The sequence below is a fragment of the Halococcus agarilyticus genome (genome assembly GCF_000334895.1).
Lineage (GTDB): Archaea > Halobacteriota > Halobacteria > Halobacteriales > Halococcaceae > Halococcus > Halococcus agarilyticus.
In genome coordinates, this window is sequence record NZ_BAFM01000014.1 from 21,204 (window position 1) to 39,453 (window position 18,250).

The 18,250-nt window shown below is 67.0% G+C and carries 21 protein-coding genes; 9 read left to right on the forward strand and 12 right to left on the reverse strand.

The features are described from left to right. Window positions 1-355 precede the first annotated feature (355 nt). From TX76_RS11905 to dnaJ, 4 genes are all read right to left on the reverse strand, one after another. Window positions 356-1,327, reverse strand: a complete 972-nt coding sequence (locus tag TX76_RS11905) for a phosphoadenosine phosphosulfate reductase family protein (protein WP_049902718.1) — start codon at window positions 1,325-1,327, stop codon at window positions 356-358. 91 nt (window positions 1,328-1,418) lie between these two features. Then, on the reverse strand, window positions 1,419-1,613 hold the full coding sequence (locus TX76_RS11910) for a DUF7333 family protein (RefSeq protein ID WP_049902719.1): 195 nt from the start codon (window positions 1,611-1,613) through the stop codon (window positions 1,419-1,421). A gap of 51 nt (window positions 1,614-1,664) precedes the next feature. Continuing rightward, a complete protein-coding gene (locus TX76_RS11915) occupies window positions 1,665-2,495 on the reverse strand; it encodes an aldo/keto reductase (RefSeq protein ID WP_049902720.1) in 831 nt (276 codons plus the stop codon). Window positions 2,496-2,999: 504 nt separating this feature from the next. Then, window positions 3,000-4,184 (reverse strand): molecular chaperone DnaJ, encoded by a 1,185-nt coding sequence (dnaJ, locus tag TX76_RS11920; protein ID WP_049902721.1) that lies wholly within the window; start codon window positions 4,182-4,184, stop codon window positions 3,000-3,002. Window positions 4,185-4,304: 120 nt separating this feature from the next. Here dnaJ and TX76_RS11925 point away from each other — a divergent pair, with 120 nt between their 5' ends. Both TX76_RS11925 and TX76_RS11930 read left to right on the forward strand, forming a co-directional pair. Continuing rightward, window positions 4,305-4,988: a helix-turn-helix domain-containing protein gene (locus TX76_RS11925; RefSeq protein WP_049902722.1), complete on the forward strand. Its 684-nt coding sequence runs from the start codon at window positions 4,305-4,307 to the stop codon at window positions 4,986-4,988. A gap of 100 nt (window positions 4,989-5,088) precedes the next feature. Next, window positions 5,089-6,459, forward strand: coding sequence for a geranylgeranyl reductase family protein (locus tag TX76_RS11930; protein ID WP_049902723.1), 1,371 nt, complete (start codon window positions 5,089-5,091; stop codon window positions 6,457-6,459). A 533-nt stretch (window positions 6,460-6,992) separates the two neighbouring features. On the opposite strand, the gene panB is transcribed toward TX76_RS11930, so the two are convergent. Beyond that, the gene (gene panB, locus TX76_RS11935; RefSeq protein WP_049902724.1) at window positions 6,993-7,808 is read right to left on the reverse strand and encodes a 3-methyl-2-oxobutanoate hydroxymethyltransferase; all 816 of its coding nucleotides are present in this window, start codon (window positions 7,806-7,808) and stop codon (window positions 6,993-6,995) included. A 112-nt stretch (window positions 7,809-7,920) separates the two neighbouring features. Further along, entirely contained in the window at window positions 7,921-8,889 is a 969-nt protein-coding gene (locus TX76_RS11940; protein ID WP_049902725.1) for an aldo/keto reductase, read from the reverse strand. A gap of 241 nt (window positions 8,890-9,130) precedes the next feature. Here TX76_RS11940 and psmA point away from each other — a divergent pair, with 241 nt between their 5' ends. From psmA to TX76_RS11965, 5 genes are all read left to right on the forward strand, one after another. Then, window positions 9,131-9,868 (forward strand): archaeal proteasome endopeptidase complex subunit alpha, encoded by a 738-nt coding sequence (gene psmA / locus TX76_RS11945; protein WP_049902726.1) that lies wholly within the window; start codon window positions 9,131-9,133, stop codon window positions 9,866-9,868. Beyond that, window positions 9,861-10,571: an archaeal proteasome endopeptidase complex subunit beta gene (gene psmB, locus TX76_RS11950; protein ID WP_049902727.1), complete on the forward strand. Its 711-nt coding sequence runs from the start codon at window positions 9,861-9,863 to the stop codon at window positions 10,569-10,571. Before psmA ends, psmB begins: the two co-directional genes overlap by 8 nt. Before the next feature lie 80 nt (window positions 10,572-10,651). After that, window positions 10,652-11,686: an LLM class flavin-dependent oxidoreductase gene (locus tag TX76_RS11955; RefSeq protein WP_049902728.1), complete on the forward strand. Its 1,035-nt coding sequence runs from the start codon at window positions 10,652-10,654 to the stop codon at window positions 11,684-11,686. 99 nt (window positions 11,687-11,785) lie between these two features. Further along, on the forward strand, window positions 11,786-12,022 hold the full coding sequence (locus TX76_RS11960) for a DUF5822 domain-containing protein (RefSeq protein ID WP_049902729.1): 237 nt from the start codon (window positions 11,786-11,788) through the stop codon (window positions 12,020-12,022). 125 nt (window positions 12,023-12,147) lie between these two features. Next, window positions 12,148-12,786 (forward strand): alpha/beta hydrolase, encoded by a 639-nt coding sequence (locus TX76_RS11965; RefSeq protein ID WP_049902730.1) that lies wholly within the window; start codon window positions 12,148-12,150, stop codon window positions 12,784-12,786. Between the two features lie 59 nt (window positions 12,787-12,845). Here the strand turns inward: TX76_RS11965 and TX76_RS11970 are convergent, their stop codons facing one another. The 4 genes from TX76_RS11970 to tbsP all read right to left on the reverse strand — a co-directional run bounded on the left by TX76_RS11970 (window position 12,846) and on the right by tbsP (window position 16,142). Beyond that, entirely contained in the window at window positions 12,846-13,397 is a 552-nt protein-coding gene (locus TX76_RS11970) for an HAD family hydrolase (RefSeq protein WP_049902731.1), read from the reverse strand. A 51-nt stretch (window positions 13,398-13,448) separates the two neighbouring features. Next, window positions 13,449-14,597 (reverse strand): acyl-CoA dehydrogenase family protein, encoded by a 1,149-nt coding sequence (locus TX76_RS11975; RefSeq protein WP_049902732.1) that lies wholly within the window; start codon window positions 14,595-14,597, stop codon window positions 13,449-13,451. 97 nt (window positions 14,598-14,694) lie between these two features. Further along, entirely contained in the window at window positions 14,695-15,204 is a 510-nt protein-coding gene (locus tag TX76_RS11980) for a helix-turn-helix domain-containing protein (RefSeq protein ID WP_049902733.1), read from the reverse strand. A 95-nt stretch (window positions 15,205-15,299) separates the two neighbouring features. Beyond that, window positions 15,300-16,142 carry a transcriptional regulator TbsP gene (gene tbsP, locus TX76_RS11985; protein ID WP_049902734.1) on the reverse strand — a complete coding sequence of 281 codons (843 nt, stop codon included), beginning with the start codon at window positions 16,140-16,142 and terminating at the stop codon, window positions 15,300-15,302. 263 nt (window positions 16,143-16,405) lie between these two features. On the opposite strand from tbsP, the gene TX76_RS11990 reads away from it, so the two are divergent. Further along, on the forward strand, window positions 16,406-16,855 hold the full coding sequence (locus TX76_RS11990) for a DUF5804 family protein (RefSeq protein WP_049902735.1): 450 nt from the start codon (window positions 16,406-16,408) through the stop codon (window positions 16,853-16,855). A 36-nt stretch (window positions 16,856-16,891) separates the two neighbouring features. Here TX76_RS11990 and TX76_RS11995 read toward each other — a convergent pair whose 3' ends face one another. Together TX76_RS11995 and TX76_RS12000 are read right to left on the reverse strand one after the other, a co-directional pair. Further along, window positions 16,892-17,524 (reverse strand): SDR family oxidoreductase, encoded by a 633-nt coding sequence (locus tag TX76_RS11995; RefSeq protein WP_049902736.1) that lies wholly within the window; start codon window positions 17,522-17,524, stop codon window positions 16,892-16,894. A gap of 80 nt (window positions 17,525-17,604) precedes the next feature. Beyond that, the gene (locus TX76_RS12000) at window positions 17,605-17,871 is read right to left on the reverse strand and encodes an HAH_0734 family protein (protein WP_049902737.1); all 267 of its coding nucleotides are present in this window, start codon (window positions 17,869-17,871) and stop codon (window positions 17,605-17,607) included. A gap of 95 nt (window positions 17,872-17,966) precedes the next feature. Between TX76_RS12000 and TX76_RS12005 the strand changes: the two genes are divergently transcribed. Next, entirely contained in the window at window positions 17,967-18,248 is a 282-nt protein-coding gene (locus TX76_RS12005) for a 50S ribosomal protein L44e (protein WP_049902738.1), read from the forward strand. Window positions 18,249-18,250 lie beyond the last annotated feature (2 nt).

The window sequence follows — 18,250 nt, forward strand, 5'->3', positions numbered from 1 at the left end:
GGCGGCGGTAGGGTGGCAGTCGCGGTGTGGTGGCGGTTGCGGGGCGGTGGCGGTTTGCGGTGTGAGGGGGCAGCGAGGGCGTATGGCGTCTCCGGCGGACGAAGGGTGAGCGATCAGCGCTCTCGCGAGTAGCGTGGCACTTCGATCCTGCGGATCATGCGGGCGGGCGCGAAGCGCCCTCGGAACGGCGAATCCGTTCCGATGGGCTGTACGGGAGCTCCGCTCTCGTGAACGTCCGTGTGCAGACGAAGCGAGCGAGAACACGGTAGAGCGAAGTCCTCTCAACGGGGCAAAACGTCTCGGTGCGAGCGTTTGCGAGCAAGCGGCCGGAGGGCCGCGAGCGTCGCAAACGGTCCTACATGTAGCCGAGGTCGCGCAGGCGCTCCATCAGGTCTTCCTTGTCCTGGGCGCGGCCCGCGCGCTCGGTCGTGCCTTCGAGATCCTGGAGCCACGCGGGCTCCTCGTCGGCTTTTTCGGTGCTCACTTCGCTGCCGAGCGACCGGAAGCCAGCGAAGTACTTCGGGCTGATCGGGATGTCCTCGTTGGTGAGGTCGTTCGGGAGGTCGTCGGCGCTCTGGGGGACGTAGCCCTCGTCGGGGTACTCCGCGACGGTCTCGGGGACCGCGAAGTTCCAGAAGGCGTCCCAGACGTCGCGCTCTGCGAACTGGAGGATCGGCTGGATGCGGTCGTGGGGCGGGTAGATCTCGGGGTCGTGACGCGGGCTGAAGAAGGTCTCGTCCGCGCGGGCCTCCTGTTCGTCCCAGCGGACGCCCGAGATGACGCCGTCGACGTCGTACTCTTCGAGGGCGTCGTTGAGCGCCACCGTCTTGAGCAGGTGGTTGCCGACGTAGGTGTCGAGCAGGAACTCGAAACTGTCCTCCTCGTATTCGAGGATGTTCCGGACGTGATGCTGGTTGTGCTCGGAGAGGTCCTCGATGGGGATGTCGTCGCCCGGTTCGAGTCCGTGCTCGTCGACGTACTCGCCGACGTCCTCGTTGCGCGCGTAGCGCACCTCGAGATCCCACTCGTCGGCCCACTTCTCGACGAAGTCGTGGATCTCGTCGAAGTGCTGGTAGTGGTCGATGAAGATCGCGGGCGGCACGTCGAGATCGAAGCGCTCGGCGACCTCCTTGATGAAATAGAGGGTGAGCGTCGAATCCTTCCCGCCGGTCCACATCACCGCGGGGTTCTGGTACTGTTCGAGGCCGCGCTTGGTGACCTCGATCGCCTTCTCGAGCTTGTCCTCGATGCTCGGGTAATCCTCGGGGTCTTCGCCCTCGCCGTCGGTGTAGTCGACGTCGAGGTAGTCGGGGAACGCGTCGGACATTTCGTAATGAGATATAATTACCTGCGTAAAAGCCCTTGTGGCTTCGACGCGGGCTGGTATGCGTTCACACCACGATCCGCACAGTCCGCGGCTATCGCCCGCTCGTTCGGTGCTGGCCGTACTGCACGCCGATCGCGAGGCAGAGCAGTCCGAAGACGACCATCGCGGGCAGGACCATCATCAACACGGTGCCGGCCGCCATCACGCCCGCAACGAGCAGGCCACCGACGCCGATCGCGATGAGGGCGACGAACGCGATGGCGGTCGTGGTCGAATCGAACTCCATGCTTGGCGTACGGCCCGGCGAAAATAAGCGCTTTCGGAAGCGGTCCGAGGTTTACCAGGGCGCGAAGTCGGGATCGACCTGCCGTTCTTCCCTGTCGATCCCGTCGATCGTTTCGATGTCCTCGTCGTCGAGATCGACGTCGAGCGAGTCCCAGTTGTCCTCGATGTGGTCCTTCCCTGTGGCCTTGGGGATCGCGGTGACGCCCTTCTCGCGGAGCCACGCGAGGCTGACCTGGGCCGCGCTCGCGTCGTGTTTTGCGGCGATCTCGGTGAGTTCGTCGACCTCGAAGACCTCGCCGCGCGCGAGCGGCGAGTACGCCACGAGTTCGATGTCGTGCTCGTCGCAGTAGCTCCGAAGTTCGTCCTGTGGGAGCAGCGGATGACACTCGACCTGGTTCGCGAAGATCGGCTCGTCGAGGACCTCGTGGGCGGTGTCGAGATGCTCGGGCTCGAAGTTCGAGACGCCGATCCGGTCGATCGCGCCGCGATCCTTCAGCTCGGCGAACGCCGGCAGGGTGTCCTCGGCGTCGTACTCGCCGGCCGGCCAGTGGGCGTAGAGGAGATCGACCGACTCCACGCCGAGTTCGTCGAGGCTCTCGGTCGTGCTGTGGATCACGTCGTCGTAGCTCAGGCTCGACTTCCAGACCTTCGTCGCGAGGAAGACGTCCTCGCGCGGGACGTCCGCTCCCTCGATCCCCTCGCCCACGGCCTCCTCGTTGCTGTACGCCTGGGCGGTATCGATATGTCGATACCCCGTCTCCAGCGCCGTGCGGACGCTCTCGGCGCACTGTTCCGGGTCCTCGTTCTGCCACGTGCCGAGGCCCAGCATCGGCATCTCGTCGGCGCGCGGGGCGCTCTCGGAACTGCGTTGCTCTTGAGACATACACCACCAATCATGGCCACTAACCGAAAAGCCGTTCGGGAACCGGCGAATCGGGCTGATTGGGGGTGGTTCACGAGACGGTAGCGGTTGTGGCGGTGGCGGTGCGGCCCTGGCGTCTCGACGAACAGAGTGAGTCGAGGCTCAACAGAGCGTTGCTCTCCTGGTGGATGAAGGGCGACGGCGCGAGCGGCGGGCGGCGCGAACGTAGTGAGCGCCGCCAACGAACGGGGAGCGGAGCGACCCGTGAGTACTGAGCGCGTGCTGAGGGCTTCGGCGGTGCGTGTGGTGGCGGTCCTCGGTGGATCGAGGGCGAGCGACCATCGGGAGCGAGGGCTCGGGCGGTGCTGTGCGGTTGCAGAGCGGTGCAGTCGTGGAGAGCGCTAGCGTACCCACCGCGAGCGAGCGTAGTGAGCGAGCGGGTGTTTTTCGTCGAGGTTTTTGCAAGGGGGGTCGCGTGAGCGACCGAAGGGAGCGAGCGCGATCCCCCCGCAGGAAAAAAGTCGTTTAGAGCGAGCTCTTGATCTTCTCGAAGAACCCTTCGGCGACTTCGACTTCCTCGCCGCCCGCCTCGGCGAACGCTTCGAGCGCCTCGCGCTGTTCGTCGTTCATCTCCTCGGGCGTCACGATCTGGACCTTCACGAAGAGGTCGCCGTTGCCACGTCGGCGCAGTCGGGGCATCCCCTTGCCTTCGAGCCGGAACGTCTCGCCGCTCTGGGTGGCCGACGGGATGTCCATCTCGACGCTGCCATTGAGCGTGGGGACCTCGACGGTGGTGCCGAAGGTGGCCTGCGGGAACGAGATCGCGGCCCGGTGGGCGAGGTCGTCGCCGTCGCGGTCGAACTCGGGATGCTTGCGGATGCTGATCTCGATCAGGAGGTCGCCGTTGGGGCCGCCGTTCTCGCCGGGTGCACCCTCGCGCTCCATCCGGAGGCTCTGACCGTCTCGAATCCCGGGGGGAACTTCGACTGACAGGGTGGCCTCGTTGCGAATTTGGCCGTCACCGGTACACGTCGAACAGGTCTCGCTGTAGAGGGTCCCTTCACCCTCACATCGGCGGCAGGTCTGGGTCTGCTGGACTCTTCCGAGAGGCGTCTGCTGGACCTGGGTGGTCTGGCCGCGGCCCTCGCACTCCGGGCAGGTCTCGGCGTCGGCGCTGTCGGGGTGGCCCGAGCCGCCACAGTCGGGACAGGTCTCGGGTCGTGCGACCGTGAACTGTTTTTCGACGCCCTCGTGGGCCTCTTCGAGTTCGATCGCGAGGTCGGTCCGGAGATCGGGGCCCTGGCGCGGGCCGCTGCGACCGCCACCCCCGCCGCCCGCACCGCCGCCGAAGAACTGCTCGAAGATGTCGCCGAGACCGCCCTGGCCGCCCGCGCCGCCGAACGGGTCGCCACCGCCCATGCCACCCATGCCGCCCATCCCGCCCGCGCCACCCGCACCGCCGCCGTCGAACCCGCCACGTTTCTCGGCCTGCTCGAAGCGCTCGTGACCCATCTGGTCGTAGGCCTGGCGCTTCTGGTCGTCGGTCAGCACCTCCTTCGCCTGCTTCGCTTTCTTGAACTTCTCGTCGGCGTTCGGGTCGTCGGAGACGTCGGGGTGGTACTCGGCGGCTTTCTTCCGGTAGGCCTGCTTGATGTCGTCCTCGCTCGCGTCCCGGGAGACGCCGAGCACCGAATAGAAGTCCTCGCTCATTGGGTTGCACACGGGTAGTGGATTGAGACACTTGAAAAGAACGGGTTCGTCCGATCGCCCGAACCGACCGACCGCTGCACCCCAACAGCTATTGCAAGCCGTAGTATTATATTGGTACGAATGAGCACGATCTCCGAGGTCTCGATCGGGGCGACCACGTTCGCGCTCGGCGACACCCTCGAAGCGGTGCCCGAGGCGACGTTCGACGTCGAGCGCGTGGTCGCCCACGACGACGACCACGTCATGCCGTTCGTGTGGGTGACCGCACCGGACCGCGCAGCGCTCGAAGCGGCCTTCGCCGACGACCCCAGCGTGGTCGACATCGAACTCCTCTCGGAGCTCGACGACGAGTGGCTCTACCGGATGGAGTGGGTTTCGCACGTCCAGTTCGTCGTCCACGCGATCGTCGAAGAGGGGGCGACGGTGCTGGACGCACACAGCGGGCGGGGCCGGTGGCAGCTCCGGATCCTCTTTCCCGACCGCGCCTCGCTCTCCCGGACCTACGAGTCCTGTGAGGGTCACGACATCGACATCGACATCGAAACGATCTACGAGATGGACAACGAGCGCCACGGTCGATACGGCCTGACCGACGATCAGTCCGTGACGCTCACCACGGCGTTCGAACACGGGTTCTACGAGGTCCCCCGAGGAGTCTCGGTCGCGGATCTCGCCGACGAGCTCGACATCTCCCACCAGGCGCTCTCCGAGCGGTTCCGCCGGGCACACGGCACCCTCATCGAGAACTCCCTGATCATGGGGCGCGAACGCGACGACGAACGGACGGCCGCCCCCGAGCTGTAGCCGCCAGGCCGTCGCGTCCGATCCTCGATGGGACGTATCGACGACGGACGGCCGCGAGAGACGACCCTTTTTTATAATCCGACGGATAACGGGACGGACAATGACAGCCGAACAGTACGACGTTGTGGTGGTCGGGGCCGGGACCGCGGGCGCGTTCGCCGCCGCGACCGCCGCACGAGAGGGGGTCTCGACCGCTCTCGTCGAGCGCAAGCCCGAGGCCGACGTCGGTGACATCGCCTGTGGCGACGCGATCAAGGGAACCAGCTCGTTCCCCGACGTCATCGACCTCGACTACCTCCACGAGGAGGCGTTCACCAACGACCACATCGAGAAGGCGCGCTTCGAGAACCCACAGACCGGCGACCACATCGACGTCCCGCTTCCGGGCAACGGTGCGGTCGTCGATCGGAAGCGCTACGGCGAGGTGATCGTCGAGGAGACCGAACGCGCCGGCGCGGAGCTCCACTGTGACACCGTCGTCAAGGACGTCGTTCAGGAGAATGGTCGCGTGACCGGCGTCGAAACCGTCCGCAAGGGCGACCCCACGACCTACGAGGCCGACGTGGTGATCGACGCCGCGGGCTCGCTCTCCCTGCTTCAGGACAAGGTCGACTTCGACGGGACCACCTTCGACACCAACGTGAACTACTCGCAGTTCTGTTCGGCCTACCGCGAGGTCGTCGAGGTCGATTCCCCCGTCGACTGGGACGACTCGCTCGTCTTCAAGCCCACCGAGGAGCTCGGCTATCTCTGGTACTTCCCCCGGACCAGCACCGAGATCAACGCCGGACTGGGGTTCCAGATGAACAAGTCGCCGATGGAGCTGGTCGAGGTCCTGAAAGACGACCTCAGAAAGCGCCCGGAGTTCGACGGCGCGACGGTCAAGAGCAAGCTCGGGGCCGCGCTCCCGACGCGGCGGCCGTACGACTCGGCGGTCGCGCCAGGCTTCATGGCGGTCGGCGACGCCGCTGGCCACGTCAACCCCACCACCGGCGGCGGGATCCCGGGCGCGGCGAAGGCCGGCCACTGGGCCGCGACGAAGGCCGTCGAGGCCGTTTCCTCGGGCGACGCGAGCGAACAGCAGCTCTGGGAGTACAACTACAAGGTGATGCGCGACTTCGGCAAGCGCTTCGCCGCGATGGACGTCTACAACATCTTCGGCGGCGCGAACGACGTCGACGACCTCGTGAACATCCTGACCTCGATGCCGAGCCAGCAGATCATCGACGCGCTCGGCAAGGAGGGCACCGCCTCGATGAGCCTCGGCCTCAAGCTCAAGACGATCCTCAAGACCTACGGCCACTGGGAGACGCTGTACGACCTCTACAAGGTCCAGGGCAAGGCCGCCGAGGTCAAGGCCCTCTACGACGACTACCCCTCCTCACCCACCGAGTTCGACGCCTGGCAGGAGTCCCGCGACGCACTCATGGACGAGGTGTACGCGCTCACCGGCGCGGAGCCCAAGTACTAGAACCCACTTTTTTACAGAGGGTCCTCCCTCGCGCCTGCGGACGTCGTCAGAAATCTTCGATTTCCGACTGCCAAGCAGAACGCTTCGCGTTCTGATGACGCTCGGTCGAACCCTCTGCAAAAACCTGTCCTGCCGAGCGCAGCGAGGCAGGGCTCGGAAGACGCTTCGCGTCCTCCGGTGGACGAAAAACACCCGCTCGCTCACTACGCTCGCTCGCGGTGGGTACGCTAGCGCTCTCCACGACTGCACCGCTCTGCAACCGCACAGCACCGCCCGAGCCCTCGCTCCCGATGGTCGTTCGCCCTCGATCCACCGAGGACCGCCACCACACGCACCGCCGAAGCCCTCAGCACGCGCTCAGTACTCACGGGTCGCTCCGCTCCCCGTTCGTTGGCGGCGCTCACTACGTTCGCGCCGCCCGCCGCTCGCGCCGTCGCCCTTCATCCACCAGGAGAGCAACGCTCTCCTGAGTCCTGCGGTCGCGGAGCGACCGCAGACACCAGGACCGCACCGCCCGGCCGTCGTCGGCCGCCTCAGTAGAGGTCGTCCAGCTCCGACTCGACGTGACTGTGTTCCTCGGCCGGGAACTCGCCGTTCTCGACCGCGTCGACGTAGCCCGACACCGCTGTTTCCATCTCGCTGCGGACGTCACCGAACGCTTCGGCGAAGGGGGGCTGGCGGTCGCCGAGCCCGAGCACGTCGTTGGCGACGAGCACCTGGCCGTCGCAGTCGGGGCCGGCCCCGATCCCGATGGTGGGGATCGAGAGGTCGTCGGTGATCCCCACCGCGAGGTTCGCCGGGACGTGTTCGAGCACGAGCGCGAACGCGCCCGCGTCCTCGTGCTCGCGTGCGAGACGGGCGATCTCGTTCGCGGCCTCTTGGGAAGTCCCCTGACGACTGTATCCAAGCTGGTTGACCTTCTGTGGCGTCAGTCCGAGGTGGGCCATCACCGGAATCCCGACCGCCGCGAGTCGTTCGGTGAGCTCGATGGTATGAGCGCCGCTCTCGATCTTGACGGCGTGTGCGCCCTCCTCCTTCAGCATTCGACCGGCGTTGTGGAGGCTCTCTGTCTCGTCGACGCCGAAACTGAGGAAGGGCATGTCGGCGATCACGAGCGGCTCGTCGGTGGCGCGCGCGACCGCGCCGGTCCGGCTCGCGACCTCCTCGACGGTGACAGGGAGCGTCGAGTCGTATCCCAGGGCGGCGTTGCCCATGCTGTCGCCGACGAGGATCGCGTCGACACCTGCAGCCTCACAGGCCGCCGCCGTCGGTGCGTCGTAGGCGGTCAACATCGTGAGTGGCGTCTCGGCCCCGGTCCCCGCACGGAACTCCCGCACAGTCGTCGGCATGGGCGACTCTCACACGCGACGGGAGTAAACGGCTCCGAATCCACACCGTGAACAGGCGGGAATCGATGTTCCCGTCGGGAACCATCCCCCGACGACGGTCCACGACGATCCGCTACTCGTGGCCGAGGACGGCCATCGGCTCGTACGGCTCTTCGAGGTACTCGACGTCGCTGTCCGAGAGATCGAGCTCGACCGCCTCGACTGCGTCCTCCAGATGTTCGACGCTCGACGTGCCGTAGATCGGTGCGGTCACGCCGTCTCTGTGGAGCAGCCACGCCAGCCCGATCTGGCTCATGCTGGCGTCGTGCTCGTCGGCGAGTTCCTGGACGCGCTCGTTGATTGCCCGGCTCTGCGGGGTGTCGTACCGATCCGCAGTCATCTCGCGCATTGCGTCGGTCTCCTCGTGCGGGCGAGCGAGGTAGCCACCCGCGAGCGGCGACCACGGGATCACGCCGACGTTTTCTTTCCGTGTGAGCGGCAGCATCTCGCGTTCCTCCTCGCGATAGACGAGATTGTAGTGGTTCTGCATCGTCGCGAAGCGCTCGAAGCCGAGACGATCGCTCGCGTGCAGCGCGTCCGCGAACTGGTGGGCCCACATCGAACTCGCCCCGAGATATCGGGTCTTGCCCCGCCGAACGGCGTCGTCGAGCGCCCCGAGAGTCGCCTCGATCGGTGTCTCGGGATCCCAGCGATGGATCTGATAGAGGTCCACCGTGTCCATTCCTAACCTCTGGAGGCTGTTCTCCAGCTCCTGGTCGATCGTCTTCCGGGAGAGCCCGCCCGAGTTCGGGTCGTCGTCGCGCATCTGGCCCCAGACCTTCGTGGCGACCACCTGCTCGTCGCGGTCGTACTCCGCGAGGGCGTTGCCGAGGATGCGTTCTGAATCCCCGTCCGAGTAGACGTTCGCGGTGTCGAAGAAGTTGATCCCGAGCTCGATCGCCCGGTCGATGACCTCGGTGGCTTGCTCCTCGCCGACGGTCCAGTCGAACATCTCCCCGCCTCCGGAGCCGCCGAAGCTCATACAGCCGAGGCAGATCTTGCTCACGGTCATCCCCGTGTCGCCGAGTGTCGTGTACTCCACCCCGACCGCTACGGCGGCCGAGCGAATAGCCGTTGGACCACGCCCGGTATTTGCCCCTAGCCGAGCCGATAAATGGCTGGTCCTGCGGCGACGGCCGAACCGTCCAGTCGACGGCTCAGAGGCTGCCGAACGCCCGTCTCGATCTCCGTCGGTGACCGCATCGACGGGATCCAACTGACCGACGGTTTTATATACGAAAATCACTAACCTCTGGTGAATTCGAGCAGCGACACGACACATCATGCAAGGACAAAACCAGCAGCAGGCCTACGATCGCGGAACGACGATCTTCTCGCCGGACGGGCGGCTCTACCAGGTCGAGTACGCCCGTGAGGCGGTCGAGCGGGGGAGTACGAGTCTCGGCGTTCGAACCGACGGGGGCGTCGTCCTCGTCGCGGAGAAACGCGTCCGGTCGCCGCTGATGGAGGGATCGAGCATCGAGAAGCTCCACGAGATCGACGACCACATCGCCATCGGGTCGGCCGGCCACGTCGCCGACGCGCGGCAGCTCGTCGACTTCGCCAGGCAGCGAGCACAGGTCGATCGCCTGCGCTACGGCGAGCCGATCGACGTCGAGACGCTCGCGGGGGCGGTCACCGACCACATTCAGGAGTACACGCAGACCGGCGGTGCACGGCCGTTCGGCGTCTCGCTGCTCGTCGCGGGCGTCGACGACGGCGAGCCGCGACTCTTCGAGACCGACCCGTCGGGCACCGCGACCGAGTGGAGCGCGAGCGCGATCGGTGCCGATCGCGATGCGATCCTCGACGACCTCGAGACGAACTACCGGCCGGACGCGGATCTCGACGGCGGCATCCACACCGCGCTCCGGGCGCTCGCGTCCGTGCGGGACGGGTTCGAGCCGAGCGAGGTGGCGATCGCGACGATCGATGTCGAAACGAAGCGGTACCGGACGCTCGACGAGGAGGCGGTCGAAGCCCATCTCGACGAACTCGACGTGGGAGACGACGATGAGTGACGACATCCATCCGACGACCGGTACCGAAATCGACGCCAGCGCCGTCGCCCCCGAGTTCGGGCCCCCGTCCCAGGGAGGCGTCGACGGGGCCGGGGAGCAGGACGAACTCGAGACGGGGACGACGACCGTCGGTCTCACGACCGAGGACGGCGTCGTGCTGGCCGCGGACCGGCGCGCGAGCGCCGGCAACCTCGTGGCGAGCAAGAACGCCGACAAGATCCTCGAGATCCACTCGTCGGCGGCGCTCACCATCTCGGGCAGTGTGAGCGCGGCGCAGTCGCTCGTGAACTCGCTGCGCGCGGAGGTCCGCCTCTACGAGACGCGCCGCGATACGGGGATGAGCCTCGAAGCGCTCGCGAACCTGACGTCGAACCTCCTGCGGAGCGGTGGGTTCCGGATCGTCCAGCCGGTGCTCGGCGGCGTCGACGCTGAGGGCAGCCACATCTACAGCATCGGGCCTGGCGGGAGCGTGATGGCGGAGGACTACGCCGTGAGCGGGTCGGGATCGCCGTTCGCGCTCGGCGTGCTCGAACAGGAGTACGATGCGGGGATGAGCGTCGAGGACGCCGCGACCACCGCGGCCCGCGCCGTCCAGAGCGCAGTCGAGCGCGACACCGCGAGCGGCAACGGGCTCTCGCTCGCGACGATCACCGGCGACGGCGTCGAGATCACCACCCACGAGCGCATCGAAAACGCCCTGTGATCGTCCCGTCGACCACGGTCGCCGCGTTCACAGCGGCGTGTGACGAAGCCGACTGTCCGACACCGGAGTAATCACCACGAATGGATCTCTCGATCGTCGACCTCGCACCGATTCCGGAGGATGGCACGGCAACCGAGGCGTTCGAAAACACCGTCGAACGGGCACAGCACGCCGAACAGCTCGGCTACTCGCGGTTCTGGGTGGCCGAACACCACGACTTCACCGACCGACTCGCGAGCACCACGCCCGAGGTGCTCATCCCCCACGTCGCTGCGAAGACCGACGAGATCCGGGTCGGCTCCGGTACCGTTCTCCTCAACCACTACAGCCCGTACAAGGTGGCGGAATCGTTCGGCGTGCTCGACGCGCTCGCACCCGACCGTATCGATCTGGGGCTCGGGCGAGCAACGGGGAACCCCGTCAGCGACCGCGCGTTACAGGAAGATCGGAGCCAGCAGCGCCGCAGCGACGACCACGCCGAGAAGATCGACGAGGTCGCGGCCCACCTCCACGACGGGTTCGACGACGACCACCCGTTCGACGACCTGAACATCGCCCGTTCGCGCGACAGCGTTCCCGAGATGTGGGTGCTCGGCTCCAGCCCGTCGAGCGCCGCGATCGCTGGCGAACTCGGGCTGAAGTACTGTTTCGCGTCGTTCATCAGACCCGGGCCAGCCGTCCAGGCGTTCGAGACCTATCGCGATCGGTTCGAACCCTCCCAGTATGGAGCCGGACCGGCGGAGCCGACGGGAGCGCTCGCGGCCAACGTCACCTGTGCCGAGACCGACGAAGAGGCGGCCAGACGACGCGCGACTGCCGAGGCGTCGCGCCGGCGGCTCCAGCGCGGCGAACTCGACAAGCCACCGATCCGGTCGGCCGAGGAGGCGATCGAGGAACTCGGCGGGGTGCCCGAACCGACGCCGATGCCGATCGAACCGGGCGAGTGGCCCCGCCAGATTTCGGGCAGTCCGTCGACGATCCGGAAACTGTTGAACGAGATGACGGCGCAGGTCGGTGTCGACGAGGTCGTGATCCAGAACCAGATCGCCGACCCGGACAACGTCCTGGAATCGCACGAACTGCTCGCCGACGCGTTCGATCTCGCCCCGCGATAAGCGGGCCGTATCGTCGTTCGTTCGCTGTGCGAGGATCGCGCGCAGCCGGGTCCCAGACCGGCGAGAAAGGCTTATCGCCGCGCGCTCCGACCTCGAACCGTGCCCGACCCCGTCGAGACCACCGATCCCGAGGGCGTCGACTACGGCTGGGTCATGCAGACCACGTTCGTGCTCACGATCGCTGTCGGCGCACCCGTCGTCGCGCTCCTCTCGGTCGGTTCCCCCCTCGACTCGTGGAACGCGCGCGTCTCCTTTGCGATCCGGGTCGGGGCAGTCGTCTGGGTGCTCGTCGCACTGGCGGTCTACGGCTACGCGCGGCGGACGATCGAGGAGTAGTGTCACGGTCGTGATCCGTATAGATGACGGCTGGCCGCCGGTTGAGCGACAGTTTTTAATGCACGAAGCTCTTTATGTCATACAACCGAATATTTTAGTGCCCGTAGTCCCGACTGTGTTGAGCGATGTCCGAAGACGTCATGCTTGAAGTCGGCGACAGCGCGTATCCGGGACGACTGAACACAGCCGAGGAGTCCTCGGATCGCGGGGTACTGGTGGTGCCCGGGGCGGGACACGGTCCGTTCGGCGACGTGTTCCTCCGCTTTTCCCGCACGGCAGCCGAAGAAGGCCACCACGTCGCCCGGTTTGAGACGTGGATGTCGCCTGGGGAACTGGAGAGCAAGACCGAGGAGGACTTCCGCGCGGAACTGGAGGCCGGCGTCGACTTCCTGCGCTCGCGAGGCTGTTCGACGATCACCGTGGTCGCCAAGAGCTTCGGTGGCCGGGTGGCCCTGGAGCATCTGCCGGAGGGCGTTGACCGGCTGGTACTGTGGGCACCCGCGGTCCTGGCGGAGGATGCCGAGGACGTCCCCGAAGAGGCATGGGAGCATCTGCCCTCGGTGACTCCCGGCGATTTCGCGGTCGACGTCCCCACCCGAATCCTCCAGGGCGACGACGACAACATCCCGGTCGACAGTGCTGAACGGATTGCCGAGGGGTTGCCCCAGGGCGAGCTAGTGATCCTCCCGGGCGAGGACCACTCATTCCTGCGAGACCACGAGCGAGTCATCGAGGAGACGGTGGCGTTCCTCGATGGCTCCTGAACCAGGTGTCTGGAACGATCCCTGTCCGTAGCTATCGGTAAAACGTACGTACGACCGTCTCAGAACGTCGTCGGCCCGTCGCCGACGTAGGCGAACCGTGTGCCGGCACGGTCGGCCGTCTCGGCGTCGCGTTCGGAATCCCCGACAAATAGCGTCCGCTCGGGGCTCGCCCCGAGCCGTTCGACCGCGGCCAGGAGCGGTGCGGGGTCGGGCTTGAACGTCGCGACGGTGTCGCGACCGACGACACATGCGACGGACTCGGCGAGATCGTGAGTGTCGAGCGCGATCCGGCAGGCGTCCTCGCAGTTCAGCGAGCAGACACCGACCGGGTGAGTGGTGGAGATCTCGTCGGCGAACGACAGCCGCTCCGAGCGACGTGCGCCCTCGCGCTCGTGGGTGGCAATCGCTTCCTCGACCGCGTCGCGGTGGCCGAGGTCCTCGGAGCGTTCGAGCATCCGCCAGAGATCCATCCCGTCGGTGTCGACGCCCCGACCGTCGAGCGTGTCGGCCACATCCACTGCGACCGCGTCCCAGTCGACGGCGAGGCGCACGAGCGTCCCGTCGAGGTCGTAGACGACGGCGTCCGTGTCGTCGGGGATGGTGACGGTCATACCCGGAAAAACGGCGGCTGGGAGAAGTCGGCTTCGATCCGGGCGAGCGGGTCAGTCGCGGAGTTCGCGCGCGATGACGTTCTTCTGGATCTCGCTCGTGCCCTCGTAGATCGTGGTGATCTTGGCGTCGCGGTAGAGCCGCTCGACGCCGCCCTCCGTGGTGTAGCCGTAGCCACCGTGGATCTGGATCGCCTCGTTCGCCACCGACACCGCGGTCTCGCCCGCGAAGAGCTTCGCCATGCTCGCGGCCTCACGGTGGTCCTCGCCGGCGTCCGCCCGTCGCGCCGCATCGCGGGTCAGAAGTCGTGCGGCCTGGGTCTCGGTGCGCATCTCCGCGAGCTTGTGCTGGATGGTCTGGATCTCGCCGATCGCGTCGCCGAACTGCTCGCGCTCTGCGGCGTACGCGAGCGACTCGTCGAGGGCGTGCTGGGCGAGGCCAACGGCCTGGGAGGCGATGGCGACCCGCCCGCCGGTCAGGATCGAGAGCGCCGCCGACAGCCCCCGTCCCTCCTCGGTCAGCCGGTTTTCCGCCGGAACCCGGACGTCGTCGAACTCGAGGCTGGTGGTGTCGCTCGCACGCAGCCCGAGCTTGTCCTCGCTCTTGCCGACCGAGAGACCCTCCACGTCCTTCGGGACGACGAACTGCGTGATCGAGTCGGGGTCGTCGCGGTCGGTTCGCGCGAACAGGATCACCACCCCGGAGCGCTCGCCGTTGGTGATCCACTGCTTGGTGCCGTTGATGACGTACTCGTCGCCAGGGTCCCCGCCAGCACCTTCGACGCGCCTGGCCTCGGTGGTCATCGCGGCGGGGTTCGAGCCGGCGTGCGGTTCCGAGAGCGCGAACGCGCCGACGGGCCGGCCGTCGACCATCTCCGGGAGCCACCGCTCGCGCTGGTCCTCGTCGCCGAACTCCGCGATGCAGGAGGTGGCGAGACAGTGGACCGAGAGCGCGGTCGCCACCGCCAGCATCCCACCCGCGAGCTCCTCGTTCACGAGGCTGTAGGTGAACGTGTCGGCGTCGAACCCGTCGTACTCTTCTGGTACTGTGAGCCCCGTCAGATCGAGGTCGGCGAGCCCGTTCCATACTTCTTCGGGGAACGCCTCCTCGCGGTCGGCCCGCTCGGCTTCCGGCCTGATCTCCTCGCGCGCGAACTCTCGGACCACGTCCCGGATCGCGCGCTGTTCGTCGGTGAGATTCATACCTGCTGGACGGCGGCGACGGGCAAAAATTACCCGTTCCGCGAACCGGCTGTCCGCTGGCACCCCGTCAGCGCCGTCCATCGACTCCGCCGCCGACTCACTCCTCGACGAGGGTGACGTCGAGGCGCTCTTCGAGCGCGCTGACGAGCGATCCGCCGACGTCCGCCCGCGCCGCTCTGCCCTCCTCGACTGCACGGAGCTCCTCGATCGGGGCGTCGAGGTCGTCCGCGAGCGCCTCGACGGAGAGGTCGGCGTCCTCGCGCGCCCGTTTCGCCCGATCGCCGTAGTCGGAGACGAGGTACGGGAGCTGGTCCCGATCGTAGTTGGTGCCCTCGCGCTCCCACCGCGAGGAGTCACCGCCGGTGTCGGTGAACGTCGCGGTGTTCTTGGCCGCGCGTTGTCGGCGGTCGCGATCCTGATCGGCGTCACGACCGCCGCTGGGTTTCGATCCACCGCGATCGTCGGTTTCGCCGTGATCGAGGCAGTTCGGGCAGAGATCGAGCTCCGCGCCCGCGACGGTCGCCGACGTGAGATCCGCGTCGTGCGCACCACAGAGTTCGCAGCTCTCCCCGTCGCCGGAAGCGTCCCCGGTGGAGTATTTCGCCATGGCTCGTCTTGACGCGCCGCGGGTATAACGGCCCGGCCCGAGTGACGCCGGCGGCTGGTGGCAGCCGGCCGGTGATGGCCGGGGTGGAACGGGGGCTACGAGCCCGCCGTCGAGAGCATGCTCCCGGCGACGCTCACGAGCTCGTCGGTGTCGGCCTCGCGGAGGCGCTCGTCGCCGAGCAGGAGGCGCAGGCGTGGCCGCCCCACGTCGATCGGCACCTTCTCGGTGTCGATCAGGCCGCCCTCTTCGAGGGTGGCCTTCTTGCGCGAGAACGTCGCGCGGCTGGCGACCCCGACGTCCTCGCCCCACGTGCTGATGTCGTAGAGCAGCTGTTCGTTCTTCGCCGCGGCGAGCAGGCTGACGACCACTTCGTCGACCTCGCTGTCGCCGTTGTTCCGTTCCGTGCCGAGCGCGGTACGCATCTGCTCGAAGTCAGCCCGAACGTCGGGGCCGAACTCGCCGTCGAGCGTCTCGCGGACGCGCGAGAGCGGCGGCGTCCGGAGCCTGAACGCGTCGGCCCGGTCCCACCGCTCCGTGTACTCGCCCCGCGCGGCCTCGACGAACGTCTCGTCGCGAGTGACGAGCCCGGCGGCCTGGTCGTCGGTCGGGATCACCGCAACGACCGCGTCCTCGGTGCACAGTAGCGGGCCATCGAGTTGCTCGTCCGTCGTGCGAAGCGAGAGGACGTCGGCCACCACGAGGTCGGCGGCGGTCCCCGCCACGGTGAAATCGCTCGTGACCGTCTTGAGCACCGGTCCGGTCGCGAGGAGCCGGACGGACGGTGGGTCGTCGGCCTCCGCGAGCACGTCGAGTAGCGCCTCGACCCCGCTGGCCGAAAAGCCCATCGCGATGACGTCACCGGTCGGGTCGCCGAGCACCGCCCGACAGACGTCCGATACGTTTTGTTCGATCAGATCGCCGTCCGTTGTGCGACTCATGTGGATACCACAACGAGTTCGAGGTACGTAACAAAACCGGCTAGACACCTAGATTATTGTCAACCGTGGGTAAATATGGCTCGGCGAGGGATCGATCGGCAGGATGCAGTGACGGCGCTCGGCTCCCGACGATGCGGACGGCGATCCCGTGTCGGCGACGGTGGATCGCGGATCGGGACGGCGGAGGACACCGGCAGCAGGAGTCGGTGTCCGGTGAACCCGCCGACGAAACGGCTTTAGGCGGGCCGGGCCTGCGCTCTCGCGTGACCCAGGTCTGTATCGTCGGCGCGCCGGACGTGGCGGTGCGCTACGAGCTGCTCTCCCGGGAGACCGCCCGCGAGGCGCTCTCGACGTACGACCTGCGCGAGCCCCACGCGAACACGCTCGCACTCGATACGGTGAGTCTCGGTGCGGCGGTATCGCTGCTCAACGATCTCAACTGGTATCTCGTCCGCTTTGCGAGCGACGCGCTCGTGCTCGATCCCTCGATCGACGAGTTCGAGTGGCTCTCGCGGGACCTCGCGACGGCGGTGCGCGACGAGCGGATCGCTCCCGACGAGACCGGGGAGAACTGCAAGATCTACGGCGTGAGCGACGACGAACTCGTCGAGCCGATGTACGCCGTCCGCACGAACGGCCTCCCGGAGTACGACCTCCGCGAGGTCGACGACACACTCGTCGTCCGGATCACGAACGAGGAGTTCGGCGGCTGAGACGACGAGCAACGCGGCGGGTGAGCGACGGACCGACTACGCGTCCGCCGTCGGGTGTTCGAGCGCCGTCTCGATCGGCTCGTCGCCCGCGAGGATCTCGAAGGTCTCGCCGTACGTCTCTTCTATATCGAGCGCGGCAACCAGCGTTCGGGCGACGTCCGCACGGGTGATCTCGCCCCGGTCGAGCTTTGCGGCCGCCCTGATCTCGCCGGTGGCGGGGTCGTCGGTCAGCGCGCCGGGTCTGACGATCGTGTACGTCAGCTCGCTCGCCTGGAGCCGCTCGTCGGCTTCCCGCTTGGCGATCAGGTAGTCTTCGAGTGCGTCGGGACTCGATTCGGGATCGTCGGCGTTCATCGCGCTCAACATCACGAACCGGTCGACGCCGTGCTCTTCGGCCGCCTCGATCATCCCGATTGCGCCGTCGCGGTCGACGCCCTCGACGTCCTCGCCGCTCGATCCCGCGGCGAAGACGATCGCATCGTGGCCCCGGACCGCATGGGAGACGTCCGCAGTGAGGTCCGCGACGACGGTCTCGGCGTCGTACTCCGCCATATCGGATGCGTAGGAGTCGGTGCGGACCATCGCCGTGGCGTCGTGATCGCTCCCGTCGAGAACCGCCATGATCTGTTGACCGACCTTGCCGTGCGCGCCAGCGACGAGTACGTTCATAAGCGGTCAGAGGTACGGCGTGGACGCTGGTAAATGGCTTGTCCTCGATAGAGCGATCCCCCGGTGGAAAACGAGTTCCCTCAAACCGTGAGTTCGCCCTTGCGCTGGGTGACTGTGACGTCGTCGGCGTCGATCGCCTCGACGTCGAGATGCATCGGAATGAAGTTCCGGCGCTCGAAGTCCTCGGTCTCGTCTTCGGTGCCGACCGTACACCACAGCTGGACCTGGCTGGGGCCGTGCCACTCGCCCTGGCGGGAGATGCCGAAACAGACCAGCTCCTCGCCGTCGTGTTCGATGATCCCGCCCTTCCGGACGCCGGGATCGCCCTCGATGATGAGCCGCTTCATGCCGAGACATCGCCCGACGGGAACCTAAGCGCTTCGGACCCGGCGCGACACCGAACGGGTTTTACCCTCCGATGCGCTACCGCCATCCAGTAACCATGCAGATACCACGTCGGTTCAACACGTACTGCCCACACTGCAACGCTCACCACGAACACGAAGTCGAGAAGGTCCGCAGCGGTCGCGAGACCGGGATGAAATGGACCGATCGCCAGCGCGAGCGAGCGACCTCCGTCATCGGCAACACCGGGAAGTTCTCGAAGGTGCCCGGTGGCGACAAGCCCACGAAGAAGACCAACCTCAAGTACCGGTGTAGCGACTGCGGCAACGCCCACCTCCGTGAAGGATGGCGCGCCGGCCGCGTGGAGTTTCAGGAGTAATC

Bases quoted from the DNA above. Each gene is read 5' to 3' on its own strand.
- TX76_RS11965 (WP_049902730.1), top strand. From the start codon at position 12,148: ATGTCCGAAGACGTCATGCTTGAAGTCGGCGACAGCGCGTATCCGGGA.
- TX76_RS11915 (WP_049902720.1), bottom strand. From the start codon at position 2,495: ATGTCTCAAGAGCAACGCAGTTCCGAGAGCGCCCCGCGCGCCGACGAG.
- TX76_RS11925 (WP_049902722.1), top strand. From the start codon at position 4,305: ATGAGCACGATCTCCGAGGTCTCGATCGGGGCGACCACGTTCGCGCTC.
- psmA (WP_049902726.1), top strand. From the start codon at position 9,131: ATGCAAGGACAAAACCAGCAGCAGGCCTACGATCGCGGAACGACGATC.
- TX76_RS11980 (WP_049902733.1), bottom strand. From the start codon at position 15,204: ATGGCGAAATACTCCACCGGGGACGCTTCCGGCGACGGGGAGAGCTGC.
- TX76_RS11905 (WP_049902718.1), bottom strand. From the start codon at position 1,327: ATGTCCGACGCGTTCCCCGACTACCTCGACGTCGACTACACCGACGGC.
- TX76_RS11995 (WP_049902736.1), bottom strand. From the start codon at position 17,524: ATGAACGTACTCGTCGCTGGCGCGCACGGCAAGGTCGGTCAACAGATC.
- TX76_RS11930 (WP_049902723.1), top strand. From the start codon at position 5,089: ATGACAGCCGAACAGTACGACGTTGTGGTGGTCGGGGCCGGGACCGCG.
- psmB (WP_049902727.1), top strand. From the start codon at position 9,861: ATGAGTGACGACATCCATCCGACGACCGGTACCGAAATCGACGCCAGC.
- dnaJ (WP_049902721.1), bottom strand. From the start codon at position 4,184: ATGAGCGAGGACTTCTATTCGGTGCTCGGCGTCTCCCGGGACGCGAGC.
- panB (WP_049902724.1), bottom strand. From the start codon at position 7,808: ATGCCGACGACTGTGCGGGAGTTCCGTGCGGGGACCGGGGCCGAGACG.
- tbsP (WP_049902734.1), bottom strand. From the start codon at position 16,142: ATGAGTCGCACAACGGACGGCGATCTGATCGAACAAAACGTATCGGAC.
- TX76_RS11975 (WP_049902732.1), bottom strand. From the start codon at position 14,597: ATGAATCTCACCGACGAACAGCGCGCGATCCGGGACGTGGTCCGAGAG.
- TX76_RS12000 (WP_049902737.1), bottom strand. From the start codon at position 17,871: ATGAAGCGGCTCATCATCGAGGGCGATCCCGGCGTCCGGAAGGGCGGG.
- TX76_RS11955 (WP_049902728.1), top strand. From the start codon at position 10,652: ATGGATCTCTCGATCGTCGACCTCGCACCGATTCCGGAGGATGGCACG.
- TX76_RS12005 (WP_049902738.1), top strand. From the start codon at position 17,967: ATGCAGATACCACGTCGGTTCAACACGTACTGCCCACACTGCAACGCT.
- TX76_RS11910 (WP_049902719.1), bottom strand. From the start codon at position 1,613: ATGGAGTTCGATTCGACCACGACCGCCATCGCGTTCGTCGCCCTCATC.
- TX76_RS11970 (WP_049902731.1), bottom strand. From the start codon at position 13,397: ATGACCGTCACCATCCCCGACGACACGGACGCCGTCGTCTACGACCTC.